10 protein-coding genes are annotated in these 12,727 nt (G+C 69.3%); 4 read left to right on the top strand and 6 right to left on the bottom strand.

All coding sequences use genetic code 11. The annotated features are described in order from the left end of the window. Window positions 1-65: 65 nt before the first annotated feature. On the top strand, window positions 66-584 hold the full coding sequence (locus ACZYX4_RS11055) for a DinB family protein (protein WP_463875778.1): 519 nt from the start codon (window positions 66-68) through the stop codon (window positions 582-584). Between the two features lie 30 nt (window positions 585-614). Here the strand turns inward: ACZYX4_RS11055 and ACZYX4_RS11050 are convergent, their stop codons facing one another. From ACZYX4_RS11050 to ACZYX4_RS11025, 6 genes are all read right to left on the bottom strand, one after another. Further along, the gene (locus tag ACZYX4_RS11050; protein ID WP_463875776.1) at window positions 615-1,607 is read right to left on the bottom strand and encodes a GNAT family N-acetyltransferase; all 993 of its coding nucleotides are present in this window, start codon (window positions 1,605-1,607) and stop codon (window positions 615-617) included. Between the two features lie 21 nt (window positions 1,608-1,628). Next, on the bottom strand, window positions 1,629-5,216 hold the full coding sequence (gene cydD, locus ACZYX4_RS11045) for a thiol reductant ABC exporter subunit CydD (RefSeq protein ID WP_463875774.1): 3,588 nt from the start codon (window positions 5,214-5,216) through the stop codon (window positions 1,629-1,631). A gap of 6 nt (window positions 5,217-5,222) precedes the next feature. Next, window positions 5,223-6,272: a cytochrome d ubiquinol oxidase subunit II gene (cydB, locus tag ACZYX4_RS11040; RefSeq protein WP_463875772.1), complete on the bottom strand. Its 1,050-nt coding sequence runs from the start codon at window positions 6,270-6,272 to the stop codon at window positions 5,223-5,225. Window positions 6,273-6,308: 36 nt separating this feature from the next. Next, window positions 6,309-7,910 (bottom strand): cytochrome ubiquinol oxidase subunit I, encoded by a 1,602-nt coding sequence (locus ACZYX4_RS11035; protein WP_463875858.1) that lies wholly within the window; start codon window positions 7,908-7,910, stop codon window positions 6,309-6,311. 403 nt (window positions 7,911-8,313) lie between these two features. Continuing rightward, window positions 8,314-8,700 (bottom strand): MIP/aquaporin family protein, encoded by a 387-nt coding sequence (locus ACZYX4_RS11030; RefSeq protein ID WP_463875857.1) that lies wholly within the window; start codon window positions 8,698-8,700, stop codon window positions 8,314-8,316. Between the two features lie 14 nt (window positions 8,701-8,714). Continuing rightward, window positions 8,715-9,041: a hypothetical protein gene (locus ACZYX4_RS11025; RefSeq protein WP_463875866.1), complete on the bottom strand. Its 327-nt coding sequence runs from the start codon at window positions 9,039-9,041 to the stop codon at window positions 8,715-8,717. Between the two features lie 508 nt (window positions 9,042-9,549). Between ACZYX4_RS11025 and ACZYX4_RS11020 the strand changes: the two genes are divergently transcribed. The 3 genes from ACZYX4_RS11020 (at window position 9,550) to ACZYX4_RS11010 (ending at window position 12,674) form a co-directional block, all read left to right on the top strand. Next, on the top strand, window positions 9,550-10,983 hold the full coding sequence (locus ACZYX4_RS11020; protein ID WP_463875770.1) for a DUF2252 domain-containing protein: 1,434 nt from the start codon (window positions 9,550-9,552) through the stop codon (window positions 10,981-10,983). 308 nt (window positions 10,984-11,291) lie between these two features. Next, window positions 11,292-11,678, top strand: a complete 387-nt coding sequence (locus tag ACZYX4_RS11015; RefSeq protein WP_463875768.1) for a BlaI/MecI/CopY family transcriptional regulator — start codon at window positions 11,292-11,294, stop codon at window positions 11,676-11,678. Window positions 11,679-11,684: 6 nt separating this feature from the next. Then, window positions 11,685-12,674 carry a M56 family metallopeptidase gene (locus tag ACZYX4_RS11010; RefSeq protein ID WP_463875766.1) on the top strand — a complete coding sequence of 330 codons (990 nt, stop codon included), beginning with the start codon at window positions 11,685-11,687 and terminating at the stop codon, window positions 12,672-12,674. Window positions 12,675-12,727 lie beyond the last annotated feature (53 nt).

Genomic DNA, 12,727 nt, shown 5'->3' with positions numbered 1-12,727 from the left:
CCGACGGCAATGTCTCGCCTGGACCCTTGGCCCTGGGCTCCCCGGACTGCGCTTAGACTGCTCCCATGCCTATCATCCCGGACATCAAGGATTGGACCTGGGTCCTGCAGCGGCCCTGCCCCGAGTGCGGTTTCGATGCCTCGGCGGTCACGCCAGCGACGGTACCGGGGATCGTGGGAAGCATGCTCCCGCGCTGGCGCGCCGCCCTGCGGCGTCCGGACGCCGCCGAACGCCCGAACGGGGACACGTGGTCCGTGCTGGAGTACGCCTGCCATGTCCGGGACGTCTTCGGCCTGTTCGACTACCGGCTGGATCTGATGCTCCGCGAGGACGACGCCCGGTTCGATGATTGGGACCAGGACGTGGCCGCGGTCGAGAAGGACTATGCCAACGCCGACCCGGCCGAGGTCAGCGCGGAACTCACAACGGAGGGCGAGCAGATCGCCGCTTCCTTCGGACGGGTCCCGGAGGATCAGTGGGGCCGCACGGGCACCCGCAGCAACGGCTCCGGGTTCACCGTACTGACGTTCGCGCAGTACTTCCTCCATGACGTCGTCCATCACCTCCACGATGTGGATGGGTAGCGCGCGGAAGGGTACCGCGACGATGGCCAGCTACAGCTCCTTGTCCCAGGCCATGCTCCTGTTGACGGCGACATAGCCCATCCCGGCGTAGAGGGCCAGGGCCCCGGTGGGGTTCTCCGAGTCGACGTCGAGCGAGGCCATGTCCATCCCGGCCGCGGCGAAGCGGCGCATCGCGTCGGCCAGGAGCGCCCGCGCGACTCCGCGGCCGCGGAACCCGCGCCGCACGCCCAGCAGGTCCGTGTAGCCCTCTTTGTAGCCCCGGGTCCCGGCGCTGACGGGGTCATGGCTGGCGAGCTGGTAGCCCGCCACGTTTCCGGTGGACTGCTCCACGACGACGGCACTCAGGTCCGGCCGGGCCAGCGGATCGTTCACCACGAAGCCCCACCCCTCCCCGTCCCGGGGCTCGCTGCCCCAGTGGTCCCGGAAGGCATCGTTGTGCGCGAGCCGCACGGCCTCGTGCAGGCCGGGCCCGAAGCCCACAAGTTCCAGACCTTCGTCCAGCAGCACCGCGGGGAGGCCGTCCGCCAGGGGCCGGTGCATCTCGTTGTAGTAGCGGACGATCCGGTAGCCGGCTTCCTCGAACAGGGCGGCCTGGTGCGTGTGTTGCTGTTCCATGTGGAGCCGCAGCCTGGGGGTGGAGCCTGTCCCCGCGTCCCCGGCAAACCGCTGCCGGGTCCTCGCCTCCATCCAGCCCAGCAAGCCGGTGCCGATCCCGCGTCCCTGCCACCCGGGATCGACGCAGCCGTACCCGGTTGCCTTCTCACCGTCCGGGGTCTTGGTGATCCGGCCGTACGCCCTGGCCGTGCCCTGCGCGTCGAAGCCGAGGACCGTATTAGCCGCGGCCGGGTTCGTCCGTGATGCGAGGATCTGTTCCAGGTCGGCGCGGCGCTCGAACCAGACGGGCCGTTCGACGGCGGCGGTCCGGGCGATCAGGTCCGCCCAGCCGTCCAGGTCCGCGGTCCCGGCGGCCCGCCACGACAGGCGCGGGTCCAGGCTGGCCAGGGTGTCGGTGTGTCCGTTCATGGCAACAGGCTAACGTCCGGCCTACTCCCGCACCAGCAAAGGCGTTGGCTCCGCCAAAAGCGCAGCATTCCTGGCCGCCGCCCGGTCAAGGTCCAGCCGGATGTCCTCTGCGGCGATGTCCTCCGGGTTGTGCGTCACCAGCACAACCGTGCGGTCCCGCAGGCCGTGCCGCAGTTCCGCCAGCATCGCCCGGCCGGACTCCGCGTCCAGGTGGGCTGTGGGTTCGTCCAGCAGGATCACGTCCGCGCCGGTCAGGAGCGTGCGGGCGACGGCGAGGCGCTGGCGTTCGCCGCCGCTGAGGAAGGCGCCTCCCGGTCCGATCCGGGTGTCCAGGCCGTGCTCCAGCCGCCCGAGCAGCCGCCCGAGGCCCACCGCGGCCAGGGCGCCCTGCAACCGCGGCTCCGGTTCTCCCCCGCGCTGGGTCTCCGGAAGCCCCAGCAGCAGGTTGCCGCGGATGGTGGAATCGAAGAGGTGCGCCTCCTGCGGGCACCAGGCGGCCCGTCCGCTCAACAGTATCCGGCCGCCGGCCGCCGGCAGGAAGCCCAGGACGACCGCGAGCAGGGTGGATTTTCCGGAGCCCGAGGTCCCGGTGACGGAGAGCCAGCGTCCGGGTTCGGCCGTGGCGCTGAGGCCGGTGAAGACCGGCGGCCCGCCCGGCCAGGCGGCCGCCAGATCCAGGAACTCGATGCCGGGCTTGCCGCCGGTCCTGCCGGCAACGGACACCACGCCGCCGGACGCGCCGTCGTCCAGGACGCCCGCTTCGCCGATGCGGTCCAGCACGGCCCGCAGCGCCGGGTATTGCCGGACCGCCGTCGTGATGGCCGCGTACGGCTCCACGAGCGCCAGTTGCAGCAGCACCACCACAGCAACCGTCGAGGCCTCGACCGCGCCGCTGAGAGCCAGCGGAGCGGCCAGCGCGGCACTGGCCAGGGCGGCGGTCCCGCAGGCCAGCACCGTCAGCCCCTGGCCGAGTCCTTCGGCCCAGGCCGAGCGCTGGGAGGCGGCGGTCGCGGAGCGGTCGGCGCGGGTGATGGCCGCGAGCACCGGGGCCGAGACGCTGTTGGCGTGCAGTTCGGCGCGGGCGTCGAGGGCGGCCGCCACCTGGCGGAGGACACCGGAGCGCAGTTTCTGCTCGGTACCGGCGGACATCCGGTCCGCTGCCAGTGCCAGGGCGGGGGCCGCCACGAGGCTCAGCACGGCGGCGGCAATCACGGCGGGCAGCGCGCCCGGCAGGAGCAGCGCGATGCCGGTGACGGCGGCGGCCGCGACAGCCAGGGCGGTGAGCGGCGGCAGGACCACCCGTGGGAGGAGCTCCCGGACGGTGTCGACGTCGTCCACCACGGTGCCCAGGACGTTGCCGCCCTGCAGCAGCCGGCGCAGCGAGAGAGCGCGCCGGCTCAGCGACTCCCAGAGCCGGCCGCGGAGCCGGGTCAGGGCGGCAAAGACGGCGTCGTGCAGCAGGAGGCGTTCCAGATAGCGCAGCGCGGCCCGGCCGATGCCGAAGAACCGCACGCCCACGATCGCGGTCAGCAAATACAGAATGGGCGGCTGCTCGCTGGCGCGGATGATCAGCCAGCCGGAGAGCCCCGCGAGGGCGACGGCGAAGAGCGCCGCCAGGGTGCCGACGGCGCCGGCCGCGGCGAACTTGGCTCCGACAGGTGCGAGCAGCCGGCGGAGCCGGGTTGCCGTTGAACCGCGCGCGGCGCGTCCGGCTGCCCCGGGCTGTGGCCCGCGGGGATCCATGTTCCCGGCCTGCCCGAACCCGGCCGGGAGTCCGTCGGGCCCGACCACGGCCGGCGGGCGTTCAAGCAGCGCGGATTCGGTGGCAGGCACCCCCGCGGCGGATGCCTCGACCCCGGATGCTTCAAGTACAAATGCTGTGACGCCGGATGCTTCGACGCCGGGCGCCGGCGCGGCCCCGGGTGCCACGGCCACGAGCTCATCGGCGAGTTCCCGGGTCAGCCGGTCGTGGGCCACCAGCAGGACAGTGACACTGCCGCGGAGCGCCCCGATGGCACGGCTCACGGCGGTGGCGGACTCCCGGTCCAGGTGGGCGGTGGGTTCATCGAGCAGGAGCACCCGGGCTCCGGCTTCGATCCTCGCCAGGCCGCGGGCCAGCGCGACGCGGCGCAGCTCCCCCGGGCTGAGTTCGGCGGGGTGCTTCGCGGCGAGGTGCTCCGCGGCGCAGGCTGCCAGGCATCGCAGCGCCGTGGCCGTTGCCCGGGCCGTTGCCTGGTCCGCATCGCCGCCGGCGCGGTCCGCCGTTCCCGGAGCGGACCCCAGATACAGCAGGATCTCCTCCAGCACGGTGGGGGCCACCATGACGGGATGCTGAGGCACCCAGGCGAGGTCCGCCGTCGTGAATCCTTCGAGCCGTCCGGTGACGGTGGTGTCACGGTCAGTGCCGCCACCGGTCCCGATGGTGCCCGCCAGCACCCCGAGGACGGTGCTCTTGCCGGCGCCGCTGGGGCCGTCGAGGGCGGTGATCCGGCCCGGGGCTGCGGTGAAGCTCAGCGGCCCGACGGCGGCATCCGTCCTGCCGCCGTAGCGGACGGTCAGTCCGGCCACCCTCAGGGCGGGCGGACGGCGGGCCGCAGCGCCTGCCCCGGCGGCGGCCGAATCCGTGCCTGCCCCGGCTGCGGCAGCAGCAGGCCCGGCTGGCCGCAGCGGCGTGGGCTCAGGTGCCTCAAGAACGGCGGTGGATTCGGCGAGCGCGGCACGGCCGTCGTCGCTGGCGTGGTGCGCGGTGCCGAGTTCCCGCAGAGGCAGGTAACAGTCCGGGGCGAGGATCAGCGCCAGCAGCCCCGCTTCCAGCGCCATGTCGCCGTGGACCAGCCGGACGCCGATGAAAACCGCGACGACGGCCACGGAGATGGTGGCGATGAGTTCCAGCGCGAGGGCGGAGAGGAAAGCGGTCCGCAGGGTCCCCATGGTCCGGTGGCGGTACTCCTCGGAGAGATCCTCCAGGGCCTTGCGCTGGGCGGTGGCGCGGCCCAGCCCCACGAGCACGGGCAGGCCCTTGGCGAGCTCCAGCATATGGCCGGACAGCCGCGACAGGGCCGACTGGGCCTCCCGGACGCGGTCATCGGTGTAGCGGCCGATCAGGATCATAAAGAGCGGGACCAGCGGGACGGTCAGAACGATCACGGCGGCGCTGATCCAGTCGGCGAACAGGATCCGCGCGCCCAGCAGCAGCGGGATCGCGGCGCAGTTCACCAGGGCGGGCAGGAACTGGGTGTAGTAGCTGTCCAGGGCATCCAGTCCCCGGGTCGCTAGGATGGCGAGGCCACCATCGGAGGGGCCGGCGGACCGGGTGCCGTTGCGCAGCGCACGCTCAAGCAGCTGCGAGCGCAGCTCCTCCTTCACGCCCAGCGCCGCCCGGCGCGACGCGACCGCCTGTGCCCAGACGGTCAGGGACCGCAGAGCCACGCCCGCAACCCCCCAGTACAGCTGCCCGCCCCAGGCCGGGTCGCCGGCCATCAGCCCCGCCAGCATGGACGCCACCGCCTGCGCGATCAGCACGAGGGACAGGGCCTTCAGTGCCGCGAGCAGGCCCAGCAGGTAGAGGGCGGCCCGGTTGGCGGGTCCCGGGGGGAACTGCGGTCTCATCAGGTGCTAGTCCTTGGGTGCCAGGGCTTTGGCGGCGATGGCGGGGAGGAAGCTGTGGGCCTCGGGGATGTCCGCGTCGCTCACCCGGCGCCGGAACACCCAGTAGGTCCACGCCTGGTAGGCGAGCACCAGGGGCAGCCCGATGAGGGCGACGATGCTCATCAGCCCCAGGGTGTAGTCCGAGGAGGACGCGTTGGAGATGGTCAGGTTGAAGTCCGGGTTCAGCGTGGACGGCAGAACGACCGGGAACGCGGCGCCGAAGATCGAGGCGCTGCCGAGGATCAGGAAAGTGCCCAGGCACAGGAACGCGCGGCCTTCGGCGCCGGTGCGGGCGAAGTTCCACGCCATCACGGCGGCGACGACGGCGGCGACGACCGCCAGGACGGTCCATACCCCGCCGCTGAGCAGCTGAAGGCTGATCGCCCAGCCCGCGATCGGCAGCAGCAGGACGGGCAGGAGCCGGACGAACCACCGGCGTGCACGGTGCCGGACGTCGCCGTCGGTCTTGAGGGCCAGGAAGGCCAGTCCGTGCAGCAGCGAGAAGCCGACGACGGCGAGGCCGCCCAGCACCGCATAGCCGCTGAACCACGCGAACGGTCCGCCTTCGCGGTCGCCGTTGGCGTTGATCGGGAGTCCGGTGGTGGTCAGCCCCAGGGCCGCGCCGATGCCGAAGGCCGCCACGAGGGAGCCGAGGGAGATGGCCCAGTCCCAGCGGGCCCGCCACCGCGGGTTGTCCACCTTGCCGCGGTATTCGAAGGCCACGGCGCGGAAAATGAGGGCGACGAGGACCAGCAGCAGCGGCAGGTAGAGCGCGGAGAACAGCGAGGCGTACCAGAGCGGGAAGGCCGCGAAGGTGGCGCCGCCGGCGGTCAGGAGCCAGACCTCGTTGCCGTCCCAGACCGGGCCGATCGTGTTGAGCAGCACGCGGCGTTCGGTGTTGTTCCGGGCGAAGCCCTTCATCAGCATCCCGACGCCGAGGTCAAAGCCCTCGAGAAAGAGATAGCCCGTCCACAGCACCGCGATGGCGATGAACCAGATGGTGGGAAGCAGTTCCATGCTGAGTGTCCTCTGCGTTTCTTGGGGAGCGAAGGCTTAGTAGGCGAAGGCCAGGACGTCGTCGGTGTCCCCGGGCTTGCCGGGGCCACCGCCCTTGGGGGTGGCATCCTCGTCCTCGTCCACCGGAGCGTGGGCAAGTTCGGGCATGGCCGCGACCACCCCGCCGCGGATGTACTTGACTAACAGCTTCACCTCGACCACCAGCAGCACCGCGTACACGGCCGTGAGCACCACCAGGGAGGTCAGGAGCTCCCCGGCGGAGACGCCGGGTGAGACGGCGGCGGCCGTGAACATAAAGACCTGGTCGATCCCGCTGGGGTCCGGGTTGGGGGCGACAACGAAGGGCTGTCGGCCCATCTCGGTGAAAATCCAGCCGGCGGCGTTGGCTCCGAACGGCGCCAGGATCCCGAATACGGCCAGCCGCATGAGGCCGCGGGAGGCGGGCACTGTCCCTTTGCGGGTGAGCCAGAGGGCAACCAGCGCGGCCAGGGCCGCCAGAGCGCCGAAACCGATCATCATCCGGAAGCCCCAGTAGGTGACCTCCATAACCGGAACGTACTGGATCTCCTGCCCGGCCCGTTCCCCGTAGATGGGATTGTCCGGCAGGTGGGTGCCGTAGTCGGCCTTGTACTGGTCCAGCAGGCTGTTGACGCCCTTGACCTCGGTGGTGAAATCACCCTTGGCAAGGAAGGACAGGATCCCGGGGACCTCGATGAGGGCGACGATGTCGTCGCAGTTCTTGGAGCCGAGGTTGCCGGTGCTCAGGATGGAGAAGCCGGTGCCGTCGTGGCAGGCCGCCTCCGCGGCGGCCATCTTCATGGGCTGCTGTTCGAACATGAGCTTGCCCTGCAGGTCCCCGGTGAGCGCGGTACCGGCAAAGGAGATCAGGGCGACGACGGCGCCGATCCGCAGGGAGCGGATCCAGACGGCGTGGTCGGTGCGGTCCCGGCCGGGGATGGCTGCTTCGCCGGGAACGACCAGGCCGTCCGCGCCGATGGTGTCGATCCCGTCGTGCCGGCGGCGCCACAGGTGGTACCAGGCGATGCCGAGCAGGAAGGCGCCGGCGACGGCGAGGGCGCCGAAGATGGTGTGCGGGACGGCGACGAGGGCGGTGTTATTGGTGAAGACCGCCCAGGCATCGGTCATCACGGGACGGCCGTTGATCATCTCAACGCCCACCGGGTGCTGCATCCAGCTGTTCGCGACAATGATGAAGTAGGCGGAGAAGACCGAACCGATGACGGCGATCCAGAGGCAGGCCAGGTGGACGGCGGGCTTGAGCTGCTTCCAGCCGAAGATCCAGAGACCCAGGAAGGTCGACTCCACGAAGAACGCCAGCAGGGCTTCCATGGCCAGCGGCGCCCCGAACACGTCGCCCACGAAGCGGCTGTACTCGCTCCACGCCATGCCGAACTGGAATTCCTGCACAATGCCGGTGGCGACGCCCATGATGAAGTTGATCAGGAAGAGCTTGCCCCAGAACTTGGTCATCCGAAGGTATTCGGGCTTGCCGGTGCGGTACCACATCGTCTGGATCCCGGCCACGACGAGGCCCAGGCCTATCGTGAGCGGCACCATCATGAAGTGGTAGACGGTGGTGATACCAAATTGCCAGCGAGCAATTTCCAAGGCGTCCAAAGCGTCCAAAGCAGTCCCTACTTAGCTAGGAGCAACTTCTACATCACGTAGAAAGATTCTTCTACAGAGTGTAGAACACACTCTGATGGTCCACCGCATCCGGAGTCCCACGTCACGGAAAGGCCAGAAACGGAGGCGCCGCCGGAGACTCCCAGCCCGACGGCGACGCACGAGCCTGCCTCAGCGACGGTGTTCGAGCAGGAGCCGATCAGCACCTCAAGGACGCCCCTGGCCCCGGCTGCCCAATCGACGCGCCAACTTACTGCCAGGGCTTCCCGTCCTTCGCAGTCTCGGTGAAGAGGGCTCCCTGCGCGGCGGAGGAGCCCGACTTGCCGCCGCCCGCGCCGCGCAAAATAAAGGCGATACCGACGGCGGCCACTGCGCCGGCCAGTGGCCCGGCGACCTACACCCAGTCGTCGCTGAAATTGCCGCCGGCGAGGTCGGGCCCGAACGTGCGTGCCGGATTCATCGATGAACCGGAGATAGGGCTGCCCCACAGGCCGGCCACCGCAATGTAGCCGCCGACCGCAAACGCCCCGAGCGGCCCGATATTCCGGGCCCCGGAAGCGGTTCCCAGGATGACGCTGACCAGCGTCATTGTCAGCAGTGCCTCCATCCAGAACGCGGCGAGCGCCGGATAGTCCGCCGCCGGATAGGTGGATCCGCAGGTGGCCGAAACGCCAGTCACGGCCTGCAGCAGCACACAGGCAACAGCCGCTCCGATGAGCTGGACAACTATGTAGCCGGGCACCCTTCGCCACGGGAAGTCGCCCCGGAGCGCGAACGCAATGCTGACCGCAGGGTTCAGATGAGCGCCCGAGATTTGCCCATGAAGAGGATGATCCCCATCACCATGATGCCCGGGGCCACCACGGCCGCCGTGCGGCTGATGGCATCGGGGAATGCCCGGCTCATCATGCCACCCCCGGCCGCGACAATGACGAGCAGGAATGTGCCGTGCAACTCCGAGAAGAGGCGCCGCCATTCCTGGCGGGGATCATTGAAATCCTGGATCCGCTCCAGGATGTTCTGCTCGGCAGTTCCTGGTTCGCTGGCGGGATTCTGGTGGTGCGCCCGGCCCTTGAGCGCGTGCACGCGTCCGGTTCCGTCTTTTCGCTGATTTTCCGTCATGGCTGACAGCCTCCGCCGACGCTGGCATCGTGCCCTGCCATGAGGCGCCGGCACCTGGGAACCCCAATGTACCGCTGCCGGAGACGGTCGTCAGCGCTGCGCGGGGGTCCGACGCCGGGTGTCCCGCAGTCGATCGCCAGCCCGGGCGGCATTGCCGGAATGAACTGGTGTCCGATCACCCCGGCTGTGGCGCCGGGGGGTTCTGCGGGCCCGCATCTGCCCTGCGCCCGCCGCTCGGCATGTGATCACCAGTTCCGGGCGCACGTTTGATGGCCCGGCCTTTCCTCACAGGGGAGGGTGCTGCCCGTCCTGTGGCTCCGGGGGACCCGGGCTTCAACATCTCCACCTCGTGACCGGTTCCTTCGGCGGCGCGTTGACCATGGGCCGCTGCAGGACCACAATCGCATTGTGAAGGCGGGCACGATGCTGCAGGCCTTGGCGAAGTTGGCAGACCGTCGGGCCCCCGATACCCGAATGTTCATCGCCCGCGAAAGGAAGGTCACCGATCATGGCCCAGACCAAAGTCAAGCACCGGAGCGTCGAGGAGCGGATCGCGAAGGGCAAGGGCTGCCGGGAGAAGACACCAGTCTCCAGCTCCGCGGGTTGGGTTCCGGCGCCCGGCCGGCCGGATCCGGTCGCGCTCCTCGAGGAACAGAACCTCACCCGCGAACAGGACCTCGTCCCGGTCCGGCACGGACGGATGCTGGTCTCGCCGTTCACTTTCTACCGGGGTGCGGCCAAAATCATGGCCGCCGACCTGAAAGACACCCCGCGGGCGGGCCTGATCACCCAGCTGTGCGGAGACGCCCACCTGTCCAACTTCGGCGTCTTCGCCTCACCGGAGCGGAACCTGCTCTTTGACCTCAATGACTTCGACGAGACGCTCCCGGGACCGTTTGAATATGACGTCAGGCGCATGTCCGCGAGCTTCACCATCGCTGCCCGGAACAACGCGTTCACCAAGACAGAAACACACGATGTGACACTGGCCGCGGTCCGGGCCTACCGGGAAGCGATGGCCCAGTTCGCGCAAATGCGCACTCTGGACATCTGGTACGCCCGGCTGTCCGAGGAACAGCTGCTGGAAACCATCAATATGGCTGTGTCGCCGCCAACGGGCAAGACCCTCAAGAAAGCCGGGGGCCTGGAAAGGAAGTTGCGGGCGAACATCGCCAAGGCCCGCACCCGGGACAGCCTGCAGGCGCTCTCCAAGCTCGCCGAGACGGTGGACGGGAAGTACCGGATCGTCAGCCAGCCGCCGATCGTCATCCCGGCCCGGGAGCTGGGCGGATCGTTCGGCATGTCTGCCGATGAACTTGAGCACGTGATCAGCGAGCAGCTCCGTTCCTACCGGGCCACACTGCCGGAGGACCGGCGTCACCTGCTCGAGCGGTTCGAAGTCATCGACGTCGCCCGCAAAGTCGTCGGCGTCGGCAGCGTCGGCACCCGGGCGTTCATCGCTTTGCTCCAGGGGCGCGATCAGGAAGACCCGTTGTTCCTGCAGCTGAAGGAGGCCACGCGATCCGTGCTCGAGGACCACCTGCCGAAGAGCAAGTTCAAACAGCCGGGCGAGCGCGTGGTGCAGGGGCAGCGGATGATGCAGGCAGCAAGCGACATCTTCCTGGGGTGGACCAAGGGCGCGCAGGAAAACCGGTACCTGTACTGGCGCCAGTTACGTGACATGAAGGGCTCAGCCGTCGTGGAGGGAATGAAACCGCTCAACATGACAATCTACGCCGGGCTCTGCGGCTGGACCCTGGCACGGGCGCATGCCCGCTCCGGCGACCCGGTCGCGATCGCTGCCTATCTGGGCAAGAGCGCTAAGTTCGATGTGTCGATCACCGACTTCTCCGAGCGCTACGCCGATCAGAATGAACGGGACTACCAGGCCTTCGCCGACGCGGTTCGTTCCGGCCGGCTGGAAGCAATCGAGGGTCTTTAGGCCAACGGCGACCTGCCGGCCACCCAGTGACGCGGACTCGCCTGGAAACTGGGCCGGCCGGAACCTGCGCCACCAGGTCAATACCGTCGACGACCTGACCGGACGGGGCATCGGCCTCAAGGTCCCCGCCGGAGCCCGCACTGCAGGTCACAGTCCCTTCCGGGCGCCAGGCGCGACCCGCCCGCGCCGGGGCACTTCTACCTCATGTAGAAACTATCCGCAAAACACGGTAAATTTAAGGCAGGAGTATTCATCTACCGCGCGGCAGAGTCGATTGGCCGGAGTGGCCCTCACGAAGGATGTACGGAATGGCTAGTCTCGGTGAACTGGAACGGGCAGTGATGGATCTGCTCTGGGCAGGCCATGAGGCTGCGACGGCGAACACCCTGCGGGATCGGCTCGCACGGAGCACGCGCGCCGAGAACGGCACTTCAGGGTACGAAGGCAAGGACCTGGCTGTCACGACGGTGCTGACTGTGCTCTCCCGTCTGGAGCGCAAGGGCTTGGTGGAACGCGAACGCGGCACCCGCCCGCACCGCTACCAGGCAGTCTCCAGCCGTGCGGACCACACCGCTGAGCTGATGCACGAGGTCCTCGGCTCCGCACCGGACCGCGAGGCCGTGCTGGCCCGCTTCATTGGCTCCGTCACCGACACCGAGGCAGAAACGCTGCGCAAGCTGCTGGGACTCAGCTAGCGCCCGATGTTCTGGACCTCATGGTTTCTGGCGGTCCTGGCGATGGCGTTGGCTTGGCCCGTGCCTGTCCTGCTCTCGCGCGCCCAGTGGCCGGCCCGCTCGCCGTTCACGGCCATGCTGCTCTGGCAGGCAATTGCCCTCGCCGGCGGGCTGTCCATGATCGGGGCCATGCTGGTTTACGGGCTGGAGCCGGTCGGGGACAACCTGCTGGCCGGCCTCAAGGCCCTGGCCGGGATGGTCTTCAACAATGCGCCCACCACGGCACTGGGCTTCTGGCACATCTTTGCGCTCTCGGCCGCGGCACTGCTGACGGCCCATCTCGTCTTCACCCTGCTGCTGACGTACTACAGGATCCAGCGCCAGCGGCGCCGGCACCGCGAACTGTTGGCCCTGCTCGCTTCCCCCTCCGCTGAGGGCGCGCGGACCATGGTGATCAACGTCGACTCCCCCGTGGCGTATTGCCTGCCGGGAGGCGCCCGCTCGGTCACTGTGCTCTCCGACGGGCTGATGGCGGCACTGGAACCGGCGGAACTCCGCGCGGTCCTGAACCATGAAAACGCCCATCTGGACCAGCGCCACCATTTGCTGCTGTGGGCTTTCGCGGCCTGGCGGCAGGCATTGCCGTGGCTGCCCACCACACGGCTGGCGCAGGAAGCTGTCAGCTCGCTGATCGAGATGCTCGCAGACGACGTCGCGCTGAAGACCGAGAGCAGGGCCACCCTGATCAAGGCGATCGCGATTGTGGCCAGCGGATCCCCCCGCTCCCCCGCCGCCAGGATGGCTTTCGGCGAACCGGAACTCTCCGACGTCGTGCCCGTCCAGCCGGGTGCCACCGGAGGCACCGGTTCGGCGCGGACGACGGCGTCCCGCGTCAGCCGCCTCCTCTCGCCGCAGCCTCCGCTCCCGGAACCCCTGCGGGCGGCGGTCCTGGTGGCCAGTCTGCTGCTGCTGACGGTTCCGACGGCCCTGCTGATTGTTCCCGGCCTGCTGGGCTGATCCCCTCCGCTGCGGCCGCCATCCAACGGCGCCCCCGCAGCGTCCGGGCCGCC

This window comes from Pseudarthrobacter leeuwenhoeki, assembly GCF_055412885.1.
The sequence above is the reverse complement of the archived record's forward strand: the minus strand, read 5'-3'. Positions and strand labels throughout refer to the sequence as shown.